The sequence below is a fragment of the Exiguobacterium sp. B2(2022) genome (assembly GCF_028823655.1).
Lineage (GTDB): Bacteria > Bacillota > Bacilli > Exiguobacteriales > Exiguobacteriaceae > Exiguobacterium > Exiguobacterium aestuarii_A.
On sequence record NZ_JAPEHX010000033.1, the window covers coordinates 15209 to 32704 of the forward strand.

At 44.9% G+C, this 17496-nt stretch carries 23 protein-coding genes and 1 pseudogene; 21 read left to right on the top strand and 3 right to left on the bottom strand.

What is annotated here, in order from left to right:
- Positions 1-15 precede the first annotated feature (15 nt).
- The 5 genes from ON063_RS08180 (at position 16) to ON063_RS08200 (ending at position 5477) form a co-directional block, all read left to right on the top strand.
- A complete protein-coding gene (locus tag ON063_RS08180; protein ID WP_274664798.1) occupies positions 16-1065 on the top strand; it encodes a rhomboid family intramembrane serine protease in 1050 nt (349 codons plus the stop codon).
- Positions 1066-1077: 12 nt separating this feature from the next.
- A complete protein-coding gene (locus ON063_RS08185) occupies positions 1078-2100 on the top strand; it encodes a M42 family metallopeptidase (protein ID WP_271304613.1) in 1023 nt (340 codons plus the stop codon).
- Positions 2097-2291 carry a YqgQ family protein gene (locus ON063_RS08190; protein WP_012726602.1) on the top strand — a complete coding sequence of 65 codons (195 nt, stop codon included), beginning with the start codon at positions 2097-2099 and terminating at the stop codon, positions 2289-2291. Before ON063_RS08185 ends, ON063_RS08190 begins: the two co-directional genes overlap by 4 nt.
- 81 nt (positions 2292-2372) lie before the next feature.
- A complete protein-coding gene (locus ON063_RS08195; RefSeq protein WP_274664799.1) occupies positions 2373-3335 on the top strand; it encodes an ROK family glucokinase in 963 nt (320 codons plus the stop codon).
- 225 nt (positions 3336-3560) lie between these two features.
- A complete protein-coding gene (locus ON063_RS08200; RefSeq protein ID WP_274664800.1) occupies positions 3561-5477 on the top strand; it encodes an LTA synthase family protein in 1917 nt (638 codons plus the stop codon).
- A 109-nt stretch (positions 5478-5586) separates the two neighbouring features.
- On the opposite strand, the gene ON063_RS08205 is transcribed toward ON063_RS08200, so the two are convergent.
- A complete protein-coding gene (locus tag ON063_RS08205; protein WP_274664801.1) occupies positions 5587-5766 on the bottom strand; it encodes a DUF2759 domain-containing protein in 180 nt (59 codons plus the stop codon).
- A 157-nt stretch (positions 5767-5923) separates the two neighbouring features.
- Between ON063_RS08205 and ON063_RS08210 the strand changes: the two genes are divergently transcribed.
- Entirely contained in the window at positions 5924-6544 is a 621-nt protein-coding gene (locus ON063_RS08210; RefSeq protein ID WP_274664802.1) for an MBL fold metallo-hydrolase, read from the top strand.
- A 30-nt stretch (positions 6545-6574) separates the two neighbouring features.
- Here ON063_RS08210 and ON063_RS08215 read toward each other — a convergent pair whose 3' ends face one another.
- Complete coding sequence (locus ON063_RS08215; protein WP_012726597.1) at positions 6575-6838, bottom strand: DUF2626 domain-containing protein; 264 nt, start codon at positions 6836-6838, stop codon at positions 6575-6577.
- A gap of 250 nt (positions 6839-7088) precedes the next feature.
- Between ON063_RS08215 and ON063_RS08220 the strand changes: the two genes are divergently transcribed.
- The 13 genes and pseudogenes from ON063_RS08220 (at position 7089) to gcvPB (ending at position 15770) form a co-directional block, all read left to right on the top strand.
- Positions 7089-7475, top strand: a complete 387-nt coding sequence (locus ON063_RS08220; protein WP_074033321.1) for a Spx/MgsR family RNA polymerase-binding regulatory protein — start codon at positions 7089-7091, stop codon at positions 7473-7475.
- A gap of 82 nt (positions 7476-7557) precedes the next feature.
- Positions 7558-8309 (top strand): annotated as a pseudogene (locus ON063_RS14870) (ATPase, T2SS/T4P/T4SS family).
- On the top strand, positions 8291-9268 hold the full coding sequence (locus ON063_RS08235; protein ID WP_274664805.1) for a type II secretion system F family protein: 978 nt from the start codon (positions 8291-8293) through the stop codon (positions 9266-9268). The pseudogene ON063_RS14870 and the gene ON063_RS08235 overlap by 19 nt, the downstream one beginning before the upstream one ends.
- Positions 9269-9282: 14 nt before the next feature.
- A complete protein-coding gene (locus ON063_RS08240; RefSeq protein ID WP_274664806.1) occupies positions 9283-9585 on the top strand; it encodes a prepilin-type N-terminal cleavage/methylation domain-containing protein in 303 nt (100 codons plus the stop codon).
- Entirely contained in the window at positions 9582-10013 is a 432-nt protein-coding gene (locus ON063_RS08245) for a prepilin-type cleavage/methylation domain-containing protein (RefSeq protein WP_274664807.1), read from the top strand. The genes ON063_RS08240 and ON063_RS08245 overlap by 4 nt, the downstream gene beginning before the upstream one ends.
- The gene (locus tag ON063_RS08250; RefSeq protein ID WP_274664808.1) at positions 10000-10236 is read left to right on the top strand and encodes a hypothetical protein; all 237 of its coding nucleotides are present in this window, start codon (positions 10000-10002) and stop codon (positions 10234-10236) included. Before ON063_RS08245 ends, ON063_RS08250 begins: the two co-directional genes overlap by 14 nt.
- Positions 10142-10654, top strand: a complete 513-nt coding sequence (locus ON063_RS08255; protein ID WP_274664809.1) for a prepilin-type N-terminal cleavage/methylation domain-containing protein — start codon at positions 10142-10144, stop codon at positions 10652-10654. Before ON063_RS08250 ends, ON063_RS08255 begins: the two co-directional genes overlap by 95 nt.
- Positions 10630-10929 (top strand): hypothetical protein, encoded by a 300-nt coding sequence (locus ON063_RS08260; RefSeq protein WP_274664810.1) that lies wholly within the window; start codon positions 10630-10632, stop codon positions 10927-10929. Before ON063_RS08255 ends, ON063_RS08260 begins: the two co-directional genes overlap by 25 nt.
- Positions 10922-11410 carry a shikimate kinase gene (locus tag ON063_RS08265; RefSeq protein ID WP_274664811.1) on the top strand — a complete coding sequence of 163 codons (489 nt, stop codon included), beginning with the start codon at positions 10922-10924 and terminating at the stop codon, positions 11408-11410. The genes ON063_RS08260 and ON063_RS08265 overlap by 8 nt, the downstream gene beginning before the upstream one ends.
- Positions 11407-11781, top strand: a complete 375-nt coding sequence (locus ON063_RS08270) for a hypothetical protein (RefSeq protein ID WP_274664812.1) — start codon at positions 11407-11409, stop codon at positions 11779-11781. The genes ON063_RS08265 and ON063_RS08270 overlap by 4 nt, the downstream gene beginning before the upstream one ends.
- A 74-nt stretch (positions 11782-11855) precedes the next feature.
- Complete coding sequence (gcvT, locus tag ON063_RS08275; protein WP_274664813.1) at positions 11856-12932, top strand: glycine cleavage system aminomethyltransferase GcvT; 1077 nt, start codon at positions 11856-11858, stop codon at positions 12930-12932.
- 25 nt (positions 12933-12957) lie between these two features.
- Complete coding sequence (gene gcvPA / locus ON063_RS08280; RefSeq protein ID WP_214748283.1) at positions 12958-14295, top strand: aminomethyl-transferring glycine dehydrogenase subunit GcvPA; 1338 nt, start codon at positions 12958-12960, stop codon at positions 14293-14295.
- Entirely contained in the window at positions 14295-15770 is a 1476-nt protein-coding gene (gcvPB, locus tag ON063_RS08285; protein ID WP_446719127.1) for an aminomethyl-transferring glycine dehydrogenase subunit GcvPB, read from the top strand. The genes gcvPA and gcvPB overlap by 1 nt, the downstream gene beginning before the upstream one ends.
- Positions 15771-15804: 34 nt before the next feature.
- Here gcvPB and ON063_RS08290 read toward each other — a convergent pair whose 3' ends face one another.
- A complete protein-coding gene (locus ON063_RS08290) occupies positions 15805-16185 on the bottom strand; it encodes a rhodanese-like domain-containing protein (protein WP_083600098.1) in 381 nt (126 codons plus the stop codon).
- Positions 16186-16348: 163 nt separating this feature from the next.
- On the opposite strand from ON063_RS08290, the gene mntR reads away from it, so the two are divergent.
- Both mntR and hpt read left to right on the top strand, forming a co-directional pair.
- Complete coding sequence (gene mntR, locus ON063_RS08295) at positions 16349-16777, top strand: transcriptional regulator MntR (protein WP_251126879.1); 429 nt, start codon at positions 16349-16351, stop codon at positions 16775-16777.
- A 173-nt stretch (positions 16778-16950) separates the two neighbouring features.
- Positions 16951-17478, top strand: coding sequence for a hypoxanthine phosphoribosyltransferase (gene hpt, locus ON063_RS08300; RefSeq protein WP_214748018.1), 528 nt, complete (start codon positions 16951-16953; stop codon positions 17476-17478).
- The last annotated feature ends 18 nt before the right edge of the window (positions 17479-17496 follow it).

The window sequence follows — 17496 nt, forward strand, 5'->3', positions numbered from 1 at the left end:
AGAGGAGGGATTTTGTTGGCGACTTGCTTCTGGGAAGACATTTATCAAGCGGTCGAGAACGGTGGACGAATCGAAGGGATATTAGAACCGTCCCGTGCAGTCATCTTGTTTGATACGAAAGCAGGTGATCGCTATGACTTATACGTTCAAACTGAAAAAGCATGGGCGAATCATGTCGGTACTGACATTAACGCAATTTTGAGCGCCTTTCGTCTGTCTCGTATTGGACGAAAGCGTTTGACGATTCACATATATGGTGACCGTCTCGTTGATGAAGAGCGGGTCGACTCCATGACGTTCCCGATTCCAGCGAGAGTGACATTATCTCGCTCGATTTGTACACCTACGATGGAGGACGACCGTTTTCGACTGCTCGCGGTCGCAATGGATCGAAAGAAGAAAGCGGAGTTAAAGAAACGATTCTCCTTTGGTAAACCGCAAGTAGTTTACGGCTTGATGTTCATCACGTTTTTAGTCATGTGGCTAGCTGAATCGGTCGGTTCGACATTCGACCCGAACACGTTGATCGCATTCGGTGCGAAAGTGAACCCGCTCATCGAAGAAGGGGAATGGTGGCGGTTAATTACGCCAATGTTTCTGCATATCGGATGGTTCCATTTTGCCATCAACATGTTTGCGCTCTGGTCACTTGGTCCGCTCGTTGAACGAATGTACGGCTCTCTCCGCTTTCTCATCATCTACGTGGTCGGTGGGATTTTAGCGACGACAGCATCGTACGCGTTCAGTGAATCCATTTCAGCGGGGGCATCAGGAGCCTTATTTGGTCTGGTCGGTGCCTTACTCTATTTTGGACTGCGAGATCGTTCGCTCTTTATGAAGACACTCGGACCTCCGCTCTTTATTATGTTAGGATTAAATGTAGGACTCGCGTTCGTATTGGGTGCGAACTTGGATCATTTTGCACACGCGGGTGGTTTACTAGGTGGATTCGTCGTCTCTGGTGTCGTCGGATTGCCTGATGAGGAAAATCGAACACAACGCATCTTATTTTCTGTGCTCACGGCCACGTTATTTGGTCTACTGTACGGGTATGGATCTTGGTAAGGGGAGAATATGATGATAGAAACACTGAAAACATTAGTTGAAATCCCGAGTCCGTCTGGTATGACGGAGGAGGCGATCGGATTTGCAGAAAATGAACTCCAAACACTCGGTGTGAAGACGTCTCGTTTACATAAAGGAGCGTTGCTCGCAACGTTCCCAGGACGTTCGGATGAGGCGCGTCTTTTGACGGCGCACGTCGATACCCTTGGGGCGATGGTCAAGGACATCTTGCCGAGCGGACGCTTACGACTCACGCAAGTGGGTGGATACGCTTGGACGGCGATCGAAGGAGAAAACTGTCTCATTCATCGCGAGGAAGGGGAGGCGATCGAAGGAACCATCCTCATCCATCAGTCGAGCGTTCATGTGTATAAAGACACGAACTCTGCAGAACGCTCTGCTTCAAACATTGAAGTTCGATTGGATGAGAAAGTCCATTCACGTGAAGATGTGACGGCACTTGGAATTGAAATCGGTGACTTTGTGTCATTCGATCCACGATTCAAGGTGACGTCTTCCGGATACATCAAATCTCGTCATTTGGACGACAAGGCTTCTGTAGCCATCTTGTTAGACCTAGCTAAAGATTTGGTTAATGATGAGTTGCCACATACGGTCCACTTCTTAATCTCGAATTATGAAGAAGTCGGATTCGGGGGAAATGCCGGCATTCCTGAAAATGTTGTGGAATACATTGCCGTCGATATGGGGGCGCTCGGAGATGGCCAACATTCAGATGAATATACGGTTTCGATTTGTGCCAAAGATTCATCTGGACCATATGATATTAGCTTGCGCCGTAAGTTTACTTCATTATGTAAGGCACATGACATCGCATATAAAGTGGATATCTATCCTTATTATGGCTCGGATGCGTCGGCTGCGATCCGTGCAGGCTACGATGTGAAGCATGCCTTGATCGGTCCTGGAATTGAGTCAAGCCATAGTTATGAACGGACACATGTGACGTCTATGGAAGCGACAAGAGAATTGTTAAATCGTTATGTCTTGTCAACGATGGAGGAAGAAGCATGAAAAACTTTTATGATGTCCAACAGTTTTTAAAGTCGTTCGGGACCATTATTTACATCGGGGAGCGGGATGCTGAAATCTCACTGATGATGATGGAACTCGACGAGTTGTATGAAGGGGGCATCATCGAGCAACGTGTGTACGATACGGCAAAAATCATTTTGACCCACGAATTGAAAAATTCAACAGATTGACAGAAATCCCCTTAGTGCAAAGGGTATAATAGTGTACACTATTCAATGAAAGCGATTTAGTTGAGATGAGGAGTGAACGGTATGAAATGGTTATTAGGGATTGACATCGGTGGTACAACGGTGAAGATGGCTGTTTTAGACATGAATGGCATCATTTCTGATAAGTGGGAAGTTAAAACGGATATTCGAGAAAACGGTGTACATATTCCAAAAGACATCGCAGCCTCATTTGAAACGTATTTAGAGGCGTCAGGTAAGAAGAAAGAAGACTTCGCAGGTGCAGGTATCGGAGCCCCTGGATTCATCAATTTCTCTGAAGGTATTGTCGAGTATTCACCGAACATCGGATGGAAAGACTTCGCTCTTGTGAGTGAGTTCGAAAAAGCGGTCGGACTCCCCGCTGTCCTCGAAAACGATGCGAATGCCGCTGCCCTCGGTGAGATGTGGAAAGGTGCAGGAGAAGGTGCATCCGAATTACTTGCCATCACGCTCGGTACAGGCGTCGGTGGTGGTGTCATCACAAATGGAAATATCGTTCATGGTACGGCTGGTATGGCAGGAGAAATCGGTCATATCACCGTTGAACGAGATGAGGCGAAAGCTGTAAAATGTGGCTGTGGCCGATTAGGGTGTATCGAAACGATTGCCTCTGCGACAGGGATTTCACGTTTAGCGTTGCAAAAACGAAAAAATCAAGATACTTCGTTGAACGAATTGAAAGAAGTGACGGCGCGTGACGTATTCGAAGCCTATAAAGCTGGGGACACAATCGCGACAGAAGTGGTCGATGAGATGACGGAATATCTCGGATTGACGATCTCGAATATCGCCAACACACTCAACCCGAAAATGATTGTCATCGGTGGCGGTGTCTCAAAAGCAGGTTCAGCATTGCTTGAACCGCTCGATACTCAGTTCAAGCGTTTCGCACTCGAACGTGTCTATGAGTCAACGACGTTTAAAATCGCTGAACTTGAGAATGATGCCGGAGTCATTGGTTGTGGCTGGTTAGCACGCAAACACTTCCTTCCGACGCGCGTATAAAACTGACACGTCTGCACATCGCAGGCGTGTTTTCTTTTAGGAAAGGGTATGGGATATTGTAAAATTTGTAACGTCACAGTTGATTTTTTATTAAAAAAGGGGTAAGATTTGGACTTGATACTGGACGTGTACTATTCAAATCGAATTGTACAATGTATGAACAAATATAAAAAATAAATGGCTATAAAAACATGCCGAAAACTGAAAAGAGGAGGAGACCGTCAGATGAATTCATCTCAACGCTTCTCGAAGCTATCGACGAGACTGAACGATACGGTCCGCGCTTCGTTTCAAGAATATCGTCTATTTTGGATTTTTACGTTATTGCTTTGGACGAAGACGTATATCGTCTATCAATTTTTCTTCAACATTCCGATTGAAAACACCGCACAAGCTTTTATCCTACTGATCAGCCCGATCAGTTCGACATTATTCTTGTTTGCCTTCCATTTCTTCTTTAAAGGAAACAAACAAAAATGGGTGCTCTACACGCTTTACGCGCTCGCATCCTTCATCTTGTTTGCGGATGCCGTATATTATCGGGAATTTACGGACTATTTAACGATGCCGGTCATTATGCAACCATCGAACATGGAGACGCTGTCGACATCGTTCACATCACTTCTTGAATGGAAAGACTTGATCATTCTTGGTGACGTTTTTGTCTTACCGTTTATCTTATGGCGTATGAATATGAAAGAGAATGCCGCTTCACATCGTCGCGCACTCGTAACGTTCGTTGCAGCTGTATCGGTATTCTTGTTCAACCTTTCGTTGGCGGAGACAGAACGTCCTGAATTGTTGACTCGTTCATTCGACCGTGAGCTATTAGTGAAAAACATCGGAACGTTTAACTTCCATGTGTATGACGCGATGCTTCAAACGAAAACATCTGCTCAAAAAGCAATGGCTGACGAATCTGAGCTTGCAACGATTGAACAATTCACTCGTCAGAACTATGCTGCACCGAACCCTGATTTGTTCGGTAAGTATAAAGGGAAAAACGTGATTGTTGTGTCGTTCGAATCTGCACAAAACTTCACACACAATATGAAAGCGCCGAACGGTGAATTTATCACGCCAAACTTGAACAAACTGATTGAAGAGTCTCACTATTGGCCAAACTACTACCATACAGTAGGTCAAGGGAAGACATCAGATGCGGAGTTTGCGCTCGATAACTCGCTATATGGCCTACCGCGTGGTGCTGTATACTTTACGAACGCGGACAACGAATATCAAGCACTTCCAGAGTTGATTAAAAAAGATAACTATTACTCAGCCGTCTTCCATGCGAATAATAAATCGTTCTGGAACCGCGACCAAATGTATAAAAATATTGGTGTCGATCAATTCTTTGATGAGAAGAGCTACGATCTTGGAAACCCAGAAGACATGACAGAATGGGGCCTCTTAGATGATAGTTTCTTCGAACAATCGATCCCGATGCTTCAGGAGTTGCCTGAGCCGTACTATGCGAAGTTCATCACATTGACGAACCACTTCCCATATACGATGCCAAGCGAAGACTATGAACTCGTACCGAAGTTCGAGACAAGTTCGACGACGTTAAACAACTTCCCGCAGGCGCTTGCATATCAAGACTATGCACTCGGTCTCTTCATCGATCAATTGAAAGAGAACGGAATGTGGGAGGATACGATTTTCGTTGTTTATGGTGACCACTACGGTATCTCGACGAACCACAACAATGCGATGGCAGAGTTGCTCGGTAAAGAAGAGTTGACACCATATGATGTGGCGAAATTACAACAGGTGCCGTTTGCGATTCACTTGCCGGATCAAGAAAAAGGTGAAGTGCATGAAACAATCGGAAGTCACGTCGACATGAAACCGACAATCTTGCATTTACTTGGAATTGACACGTCGGACACAATCGGATTCGGAAATGACTTGTTCTCTGAAAACCGAAATAGTCGGGCAATCTTCCGAGATGGTACGGTTGTGACGGATGAATATGTGTGGACGCAATCAACTTGTTACAATGCTACTACTGGAGAAGTAGTTGAGGACACAACGCTTTGTGGTCCAATGACGGAAGAAGCAGAAAAAATCTTACAAATGAACGATGATTTGATCTATTCCGACCTTCTCCGCTTTAAAGAACAAACGAATGAATAACCTAAAAACGAACCAAACCACAATGTGATTTGGTTCGTTTTTTATATTGAGGAATGATGGTACAAAAAAAGCGACCGAAGTCGCTTAATGATTGCTTGATACGAATCCATTAACCTGGAATACCGCCGTAGATCAACGTGGCAACACCAAAGAATCCGAATACGAGTACAGTTAAGCCTGCAACTGCGAGTGGAAAGAAATGGCGTTTTTTGAATGAACGAATCATTCCCCATACAGCCACGATCGCGACGATGACAGAAATCCATCCGAACGGTTCATACAAATGCATGACGAGTTCCCCCTTTAATTATACGTCATGAAATTCATAAAAATTTCACTGAAATATCATTATTATTTTATCCGATTATTGAGGCGCTGTCGAGCAAAGGTTGACATCGATACAATTTTGCCACAATATTGTTTTGAATGAAAGGGGGATCAATCATATGCAAGTGAAGAAGATTACGTCAGGCTTAGCGCAGGAGAATGGATACGTCCTTGAAAAAGAAGGAAGTGTCGTCATCATCGACCCAGGAACGGATGACCCAAGATTTTTCGAGGTGATCGACCGATTCGGTACACCCGCTGCGATTTTGTTGACTCACGCCCATTTTGATCACATTGGAGGAGTGGATGCACTCCGTGAACGCTATAAAGTTCCAGTATATGTCCATCGTCTCGAAAGTGATTGGTTGACGAATGGAGAAAAGAACGGGGCGGCTGCTTTCAATCTTCCTGTACCGGCGATGAAGCCGGCTGAAAAGGTATATGAAGGCGATACGTTGACTGTCGGCAATTTTACATTCCAACTTTATCACACCCCTGGTCATTCACCAGGTAGCGTCGTGTTATACATGGCGGATGAAAAGATTGCGTTTTGTGGTGACTTGATTTTTAAACAATCAGTCGGTCGTACCGATTTATTCGGAGGCGATCAGGCAACGTTGATGGGATCCATTGAACGTATGAAGCACTTGATTCCGGGTGCGACGGTTCTTTATCCGGGTCACGGACCAAAAACAACGCTTGAAGAAGAAAAGCAAACGAATCCATTCTTCAAGCAATAAAAAAGATTGTCTCCGACGAGACAATCTTTTTTACATTTGGAAGTTGCTCCAATACGTAAAGACAACGAAGAAAATTGTCAAATACGCGCCGAAGACGTATACATATGTTTTTTCAGTAAGCTTTAAGTAGCCAAGTGCGACGAAGAAAATCGTTTGTGCTAAGAAGACAAGTCCCATAACGATAAAGTCACCAGTATGTTCACTACTACTTTGGTCGCCGCCTAGTGCGCCTACGAAAGCAAGTGCCGCCACTAGCCCAGTCCAGAAGCCTAGGACACGAAACATTCTTGCCATGTTAATCCCCCCATACGTGCATTATTCCATTCTCATTCACTATTTTACCAACACATTCGAAAAAATGCTATGGAAACGTGAGAATTGAGCAAAATAATCGTGAAAAATATGTGAAATCAATACGGAAAATAAAGTTGTACAAAATTTATAAAAAAGTTGTACAAAATATGTACAAACGGGGTATAAGAGATGTATAATCAACTTATACAAAATGAGCGAAGTGAAAAGTTGAAATGAGGAGGAACATAAAATGGCATCAGAATTAATGTTTTACACGTACCCGAGCTGTACTTCTTGCCGGAAGACGAAAGCGTTTTTACAGGAACAAGAACTTCAAGTGAGTGAACGTCACATTTTCAGAGATGCACCGACTGTCGACGAATTACTACAACTCCTTGCGATTAGTGAAGAAGGTGTAGATTCTCTTCTTGCTACTAGAAGCCAAGCCTTCAAACAACTCGACGTTGATGTTGAAGATTTGAAGCTGAGCGAACTACTCAAACTGATGAGTGAAAATCCAAAATTGTTAAAACGTCCGATTTTAACAGACGGAAAAGAAGTCATTGTCGGTTATGACAAGGTTTCAATCGAAACATATGCACGTCGTCATCATGTCGTTTCGACACAAGTTTCATAAGACAAGTCCACTTTCAACAGGGTGGGCTTTTTTTTATGCTGTTCTCGAGGTGAGCGGAATGAAGGAGCTTATTGAACAACTGATGATTGTGGCGAGAGAGGCGGGGGCAAGCGATCTTCATTTTATACCGAGTACACATGAAGTGAAGATCCAAATCCGATCAGATATGAAACTGCTTGATCTTCAGTCGATGGATATCGATCAATATGACCGTCTCACACTTCATATGCGATATTGGTGTTCGTTACCGGACACGAATCAACGTGTGCCCCAGTCGGGCGTGTACGAACTTGAACGAGAAGTCATCCGCGTAACATTTCTCCCATCATTTGCGCAAACATTGATGTCCTGGAGGGTACCGAATCAAGCGTGTGTGAACGTTTTCAAGAAATGTCTGCATTGCGGCACGGTCTCCTGTTAATCGGAGGGGCTACTGGAGCGGGCAAGACGACAATATTGTATGCGCTGCTTAATCACTTAAAGCGTGAGCGGATCGTCACGATTGAAAATCCCCCAGAACAAAAGATTGATGGGGTGATTCAACTCGAGGTGAATGCAAGAGCAGGGTTGAATCATCGGCAGTTATTAAAAGAAACGTTACGTGCCGACCCAGACATCATTGTAATCGGAGAGGTACGGACAGAGGAAGAGTTGAACGTTGCCTACGATGCTGCACTCAGTGGGCATTTGACGATTACTACGTTTCATACAGCGACGATTCAGGATGGGGAGAAACGGCTTGAACAATTGCTCGGAAAATCGTCAGTAACAAGACATTGGTGTGTACTAACGCGTGATCAGGAGGTGACGTGTGAATGGGCAACGCTTCAGTAAAACCACCGATTCAATTGATTCACCGTTTTCTGCGTCTTCAATCCCGAGGTGTATCGTTGAAAGCCACAATGGAAACACTTGAATATCATGAAAAAGGAAACAGGAAAGCGGATGTTCAGGAGATGAGAGCACAACTTGAATCTGGTACTTCCTTAGCGGATGTGTTCGCGCTAATCATCACAAATCGCCAAATGCAAGAGATATTGATGACAGCCGAGCGGAACGGACGGTTTATGGATGGGCTATCTCAAGTCGTTTTAGTTTTAGAAATGCGGATGCGGTTGAAGGAAGAATTGAAGCGACTCATTCGATATCCTTTAATCATTTTCTTTATCTTGCTCAGTCTTGGGATGGTCTATGCATTGTACATTTTCCCAAAGCTGATGGGGATGGTTGATGTCTCCACGTATGATGGAGCAGGTTCAATTTTACTATCGAAATGGTTCTTTCCAGCTCTGTTTTCTGTATTTGTGATGCTTGGGATCACGGTCTACATGCTGCATCGACGAGGTGTAGAACTACCGTTTTACATATGGAACCGTGGTAAAACTCTGTATCTGACTTATTTGTTTGTCAGCGAATTGTCGTTATTACAACAGACAGAAACGAACATCAGACAAATTATCAGTCGTCTTGCCAATGAAAAAGGGGAGATGGCTGAAATGGCAAATCGGATTCACAAACGGTTATCTGCCGGTGAAGGAATCGAAATGGCTGTCAAACAGGAACGTTTTATTGACTATGAAGTGGTTAGTTTGTTAGGGGTGGGGTCGATGAGTGGAGAACTCGGTGAATTGATGTCACTTCATCGAGAACTAGTTTTCGAAGAAATGGAACAATATAGTCGTCAATTGATCGAAAAAGTAGAGCCGGCACTTTATGGAGTGCTCAGCGTCATGGTCGGCACTCTATTCTATACGCTTTATTTGCCTGTAAAACTTATCATGGCTCAATTATGAAAGGGGACATTCACATGAAGGAAGAACAAGGATTCACACTCGTTGAGATGGCTGCAGTCTTACTTATTATTTCAATTTTACTGTTATTGCTCGTACCGACGCTGACAGAAGGGAAGTCACGGGCGGACCAAGTGAGTTGTGAGGGAAGTGTCCGAATCGTCGAGTCAGAAATCAATTTACACTATGCCGAACATAAATCATACCCTGCCACATTAGAAGTAATTGATCGTGCTTCTGAAACGGATCCACTAGTGTATAGTTGTCAATCGTCAGCCTACACGTATTCTCCACTTGATGGTTCGCTGAAGAAACAATGAAAGGCTATACGTTTGTCGAGATGGCGTGGGTACTCGTGATCATTTCCTTCCTCATACTGATCAGTAGTCCTGTAGTGAAGCCTTTTGAGCGACTTGAACTTTATGACTTTACAGATACGTTAGTGACGAATATTCAAGAAGCGGGACAGTACCCGTACGTTTCGGAAAATGGAAGTTGCGTGCCAAAGTTGATTTGGGTAGCTAAACAGCGAAGGTATTTGATCATGTGTGGAATGACGTTAGTGCGAAGGGCGGACGTACCTGAAGGAATCATTGTTTATCTTCCGACCTACAATACCATCACCTTCTCCCAGGCAACAGCTTCCTATGCAGGACAGTGGAAATTTGTCAGTGGGAAAACATCTGTCACGTTTAAATTTCGACTTGGAACGTATGAACCGGAGGTGATCATCCATGAAGGGAGATGAGAAAGGATTCTCGTTATGGGAAGTGAGTGTGAGCCTAGCGGTCGTGATGGGCTGGGTACTCATTCTGACATCGTTTGTGACGGAAGGGAATGACCAAGTCGCAAGGTTGCGTGACACGTTGTTCATTTATGAACGATTACAAGGAGAGGTGCTGCTTGAAGCCGCTGAACCGACTGGGCGTGAAGAAGTGTGTGAAAAGGGTTTTTGCTTACCGACGCTTTGATCCGGGGTTTACCATGATAGAAATGACGGCAGTATTGTTGATTCTTCCCATCTTTTTAATATTGTTGGTCGAATTGCTCACCCTTGGTCAACGCCTTTACGAACAACCGAAGTGGGAGCACCATACGACTCCTCAACTCATCGTGCGTCGTTTGCAGAACAGCAAAAATTGTCGCGTCGATGGGGGACGATTAAGAGGTGACTTCCTTAAGTCAGATGAAGAAGTGTGGCCATGGACGATCAAACAGCTGAATGGAAACTTGGTCATGGTCGGGGATGGAGGGGGGAACTTGTTATTTTTAAGAGGAATCGATCAGTATCGCGTCGAAACGGTCGGTATGGGATTTCGAATCTCTTGGGAAGATTCAACTTTCGAGAGGGAGCGGTATGTCATGTGTATGAAAGAGGATTCTTTCTGATCACCACCTTGACAATCGTCGTGTGGTTACTTGGTACTGCATTATTTTGGTATACTGATGTAGAACGAACGACGAGACGAATCTCAGATGAGATATTGGCCATACGTTTTGAATCCCACTTGTTGTTGGCGAAAGAACGCTGTGGCAATCAACCGGTAACGCTCACCAAACCGACGGGTACGGTGATGTGTCGTCCGATTGCACCGAATCGAACGGAAGTGGAGATGGTGTTGACATCTGGTGAACGTCATAAAGAGGTGATTGCTTATGAATAAGAAACCGTTTTATATCGTAGGATTTATGGGTACAGGTAAGTCTACCTTGTTTACTTTTATGCAAGAACATGGAGACGTCGTGGACCTCGATGAAGAAATCGAAGCCTTGATCGGAACAGACATCGCTACATATTTTGACCAATACGGGGAGTCAGCGTTTCGCGACGTAGAATCAAAAGTGCTTCAGCGGATTGATGCTGACTTTGTCCTCACGGGTGGTGGTATTGTCGAACGCTCTGAAAACATACGTTGGATGCGCGAACGCGGTAAAATCATTCATTTAGACTTACCATTTGAGGAATGCTGGGCACGGATCAAAGATTCGGATCGACCACTTGTGAAAAAAGGAGAGTCAGAAGTTCGGGCATTATACAACCGACGGACCACTCTTTATCAAGAAGCGGACGAGACGGTTGATGCGTCTCAGACACCGCAGTGTATTGCAGAACAGATTATCCGGATGAAGGAGGAAAAAGTATGATTTGGATTAACCTTGCAATTCTTTTATTCGCCATCATTGGACTTGGTGTATATGGATATTTGTTATTTAAAAAACAGATGAAGCCGACGTTTGGAAGATTAAACCGTTTGACGGAACGATTTAAGATTCGTGCTGACGTCATCAACCAACAAGTCACTGAAATCAAAGGGCATGTGGACGCGGTCAACCGTTCCGTTACGCAAATCAAAAATTTCGGTATCAAAGCTAAAGACGAATCGATTGAATTGAAACAGGCGGCAGTCGGGCTGACACATGAAATCAAACGTACGGCGGGAATCGAACGCTCTGACAAACGTTTTCGTTTTTCATCCTTTTTCTTTTTCGCTTTTTTAACTATGCAGAAAGAATAAAAATTGTTAAAGTGGAATGGAAAACGAAAGATTTCAAAAACAAAAGCATTTTATGTTCGGGATTGGGGGATATTATGGAAAAGGTTACTTTGAAACGTACGCCTTTGTTCGAATTGATTGAACCGAAGGCGAAGATGGTTGATTTTGCGGGGTTCGAAATGCCGATAATGTTTTCTTCGATCAAAGAAGAACATCAGGCTGTACGTCAAAACGTGGGGATGTTTGATGTATCTCACATGGGAGAAATTCGGGTTGAAGGACCGGACGCTCTAGAACAAGTGCAGAATCTTGTGACGAACGATGTCTCAAAAATTAAAGTCGGTCAAGCGCAGTACAACCTTCTCTGTCTCGAGAATGGTGGCGTAGTGGATGACTTACTCGTTTACCGGCTAGATGAAGATGCTTATTGGCTCGTCGTCAATGCCTCGAATATCGATAAAGATGAGGCGCACATTCGTCAATTTGTTAGTGGCGACGTCACTGTGACGAATGAGTCTGATGAATATGGTCAAATTGCCATCCAAGGTCCAAATGCGGAAGCTGTTCTTCAAACGATTACGAATGTAGCGCTTGACGAAGTTGGTTTCTTTAAATTTATAAACGGCGATGTGGCCGGTGTTGCTTCGATCATTTCGCGAAGTGGTTATACGGGAGAAGACGGATTCGAGATTTATGCGCGGGCAGAAGGGATCTCAGCAATCTGGGAAGCGCTTGATGCAGAGGGTGTTACACCTTGCGGGTTAGGTTCACGAGATACGCTACGGTTTGAAGCGTGCCTTCCGCTCTATGGGCATGAACTAGATGAGTCGGTTACGCCGTTCGAAGCGAACCTTAATTTTGCGGTTAAATTAGATACTGACTTTATTGGGAAAGAGGCGCTCGCCACACAAAAAGAAAACATCCCGAACCGGATGGTGGGCTTGAGATTGCTTGGTCGCGGAATCGCACGTCAAGGCGCGCAAGTAGAAGTCGATGGGAACGTCGTTGGAGTCGTTACTACTGGTACGAGGCCTCCGACAGTCAATGAGTCGATTGCCTGGGCACGTGTGGATGCACGTTATAAAGATGAAGAGCGATTTGTCATCGACATTCGTGGCAAAAAGATTGAAGCCGAACGCGTACCGACACCTTTCTATAAACGAACGAAATGAAACAGGGGGATTCAGAATGAATAGAATGGAATTTCGTTATTTACCGATGACCGAACAAGATGAGCGAGACATGCTTCAAACGATTGGAGTGGATTCCATCGAATCGTTGCTCGCGGATATTCCAGAGTCGCTTCGCGAAAAAGCGTCGCTTGCAGCAATCGGGTCACCACTTCCGGAAGTGGATCTCGTTCGTCATATGACGAAACTAGCGGATAAGAACAAACATACAAAGTCATATCCAAGTTTCCTTGGAGCCGGGATGTATGATCATCTTTCACCGACCGTGATGAACCATATGCTTTTACGTTCTGAATTTTATACGGCGTATACGCCATATCAACCTGAAATCTCACAAGGTGAGCTTCAGGCGATGTTCGAGTTCCAGACGATGATTTGTGAGTTGACCGGGATGGATGTCGCAAACTCGTCGATGTATGACGGAATTACGGCTCTTGCTGAAGCGACTTACCTAGCTAGTGCGCAGACGAAGAAAAAACGCGTTGTCGTTTCTGGAGCGGTACATCCTGAAGCGAAAGATGTCATTCGCACATATGCGGATGGTCCAGGACTTTCTGTCGAATATACAAACGTCACAAATGGGGTGACTGATGTAACTGACCTCGATTTAACAGATGCTTCATGTCTCGTCGTACAATATCCGAACTTCTACGGTCGAATTGAAGATTTGGAGCAATTGGCGAAACAAGCGCATGATGCAGGTGCACTGTTCGTCGTATCAAGTAACCCGCTTGCATTAGGCATTTTGGAATCACCAGGTGCGCTCGGAGCGGACATTACGGTCGGGGATGCTCAACCGTTCGGGATTCCACAAAGCTTTGGTGGTCCGTCTTGTGGTTATTTTGCAGTGAAGAAGTCGTTGATGCGTAAACTACCTGGTCGACTCGTAGGACAAACGGTAGATGAGGATGGAAAACGTGGATTCGTCTTGACGTTACAGGCGCGTGAACAACACATTCGTCGTGACAAGGCCACCTCAAACATCTGTTCGAACCAGGCGCTCAACGCATTGGCTGCCTCGATCACGATGTCCGCTTTAGGGAAATATGGCATTCGAGACATGGCTGTCCGGAATATCCAAACAGCCCATTACATGAAAGAAGCATTGAAAGCAGCAGGATTTACAATCGTTGACGAGGGACCAATGTTTAATGAATTCGTTGTTGATTTCGGACGCGATGCAGAAGAAGTATCTCGTCACTTGCTTGAACATGGAATGATTGGTGGACTTCCGCTCGGAACGTATGAAGAAGAGCGCCAGTCACAGATGCTAGTCTGTGCGACAGAGTTACGTACAAAAGAAGAGATTGATCAGTTTGTCGAAGTGGTCGGGGGGATGAAATGATGCAACACGAACAAACGCTAATTTTTGAAGTATCACGTGAAGGACGAACAGGATATAACTTACCGACGCCAACCGTTCCGGAAGTTGACCTCGAGTCATTATTGCCGGCGACGATGATTCGAAAAGAAGTGGCTGAACTTCCTGAAGTATCTGAGCTCGATGTCGTTCGTCATTACACGGCGCTCTCTACACGAAACCATGGAGTAGATTCAGGATTTTATCCACTTGGTTCTTGTACGATGAAATATAATCCGAAAGTGAACGAAGATATGGCACGCCTTCCTGGATTCGCGCACATTCATCCATTACAGCCCGTTGAGACGATTCAAGGTGCGCTTGAACTCATGGTCGACTTACAAGAGCAACTTGCGGAAATCACAGGGATGGATGAAGTGACGTTGCAACCAGCAGCAGGGGCGCATGGCGAATGGACAGGGCTCATGTTGATCAAAGCATTCCACGAACGCAATGGGGATACGGCTCGTACGAAAGTACTCGTTCCAGACTCGGCGCACGGAACGAACCCGGCTTCTGCCGTCGTTGCTGGATTTGAAACGGTGACGGTCAAGTCGGATGAGCGTGGTTTGGTTGACTTGGATGATTTGAAATCAAAAGTTGGTGCAGACACGGCTGCTCTCATGCTGACGAACCCGAATACGCTCGGATTGTTTGAAGCGGACATCCTCGAAATTTCAAAAGTCGTTCATGAGGCTGGTGGAAAGCTTTACTATGACGGTGCGAACTCGAACGCGATTCTCGGAATCGCACGCCCAGGAGACATGGGCTTTGACGTCGTTCACTTGAACTTGCACAAGACATTCACAGGTCCTCACGGCGGTGGTGGTCCGGGTTCTGGTCCAGTAGGGGTAAAACGTGATCTGATTCCGTTCTTACCAACGCCGATCGTCACGAAGACAGATGAAGGGTTCAGCTTAGACTATGACCGTCCGCACTCGATTGGTCGAATCAAGCCGTTCTATGGAAACTTCGGGATCAATGTTCGCGCGTATAGCTACATTAAGACGATGGGAGCAGAAGGATTGACGCGTGTATCGCGTGAAGCCGTGCTCAACGCGAACTATATGTTTGTTCGATTGAAAGATGCCTTCGACGTACCATACGATACGTATTGCAAGCATGAGTTCGTCTTGTCAGGGAAGCGACAAAAGGCACTCGGTGTCCGTACACTTGATATCGCGAAACGATTGCTCGACTTCGGGTACCACCCACCGACAATCTATTTCCCATTAAATGTGGAAGAGTGTATTATGGTGGAACCGACTGAAACCGAATCAAAAGAAACGCTTGATGCGTTCTGTGATGCGATGCTTCAAATTGCAAAAGAAGCGGAAGAAAATCCAGAAATCGTACAGACGGCCCCGCATACGACGGTCGTTAAACGTATGGATGAGACGCTCGCTGCTCGGAAGCCTGTTTTAAAATATGAACGTCGTGAGGCGTCATCTGTGAAATAAAAGGAGCGGGTCGATTCAATCGACCCGCCCATTTTTATGCTTTTTTAATTTTGCCTTTCCAGTTCTTGAAGCCGCCTTCAAGCATGTAGATATTGTTATATCCATTTTTCATGAGTAGTTTGGCCGCTTGGTTAGAACGTGAGCTTCCTTGGCAATAGATTAAGATCGGTTGGTCTTTACGTAATTCTTTCATGCGCATCTTGAGTTGACCGACCGGGATGTTTCGAGCACCGACGATGTGACCACCTTTATATTCATTCGGTTCACGTACGTCAATCAATTGTCCTTTGCGGAGTGAAGCGCGGAATTCTTCTTGTTTCATTTTTTTCAACCCGCGAGCTGGCATGAAGCGCCATACGATGTAGGCGATCAAGGCAACCCATAGGAGGATGACGAGGATTGTTTCGATTCCCATAGATGTTCTTCCCTTCTCTTTCAAAGTTACCATATCTCATTATAATGAATTTAAGGTCACGAGACAATGATTGACTGAATGAATCGGGGCTTTCCCTTTCGATTTCAACTTCGTTAGGATAAAATATAAAGTGGAAACCGGAACATTAGGGGAGGTCGTGCCCATGCCGACACCGAGTATGGAAGATTATTTAGAACGGATTTATTTACTCATGTCAGAAAAAGGATATGCGCGTGTTTCTGACATTGCCGAACATTTAGGAGTTCATCCCTCCTCTGTCACCAAAATGGTTCAAAAATTGGACCGTGAAGAATATCTGGTGTACGAAAAATACCGCGGCCTCATGCTTACGAAGAAAGGTCAAAAAGTAGGGAAACGACTCGTCGAGCGCCATGCGATGCTCGAGTCTTTTTTACGTCTGATTGGAGTCGACGAAGCGGATGTATATGAGGATGTGGAAGGAATCGAACATCACCTCAGTTCAAATACGCTCGATTGCATGACGCAGTTTGTAGAGTTCTTTGAAGACAAACCTGAACTGATGGATCAATTCAGAGAATTTCGTGAGCAAGAGCGAGCAGTAGAAGAATAATGTGTAGAAAACGTCAATTTCTTACGATTGACGTTTTTTATTGGGTGAACAAAAGTTAAATACGAACGAAAACATCTAATTTATCTTCTAATGTATATTTTTAAGTCGATATTATGATAAGATAAATCGTGGATTCACTAAATAGGGGGTGACGGCGAACATTCGCCGAGCTGATGGACATTCAAATTAAAGGAAAACTGTTTGATGAGCAGCAAATTCGAAATCGGGTACAAGAATTAGCAGAAGAAATTGAAAAAGATGCAGATGGGACACCGATTGTCATTGTTGCAGTCTTAAAAGGGTCAATGGTATTTGCTGCTGATTTGATGCGTTATATGAAAGGGAGTGTACAACTCGACACAGTCGCGACGTCTTCTTACGGGAAAAAGACCGTTTCGAGTGGGAGTGTACAACTACGTAAAGACCTTGATTTGGATGTGGAAGGAAAGTATGTCGTGATCATCGAGGACATCATCGATACAGGGCAGACGTTGAAATTCTTGTGCAAACATATGGAACTCCATCAACCGAAACAGCTGAAAATCTGTACGCTTCTCGATAAACCAGCTCGACGTCTTGTGCAATTAGATGCAGACTATGTCGGCTTTGAGATTCCGGATGAGTTTGTCATCGGGTATGGCATCGACTATGCCGAGCAGTATCGCAACTTACCATACATCGGATATGTAGAGACAACGTAAAAAGGAGCGCCGCGGCGC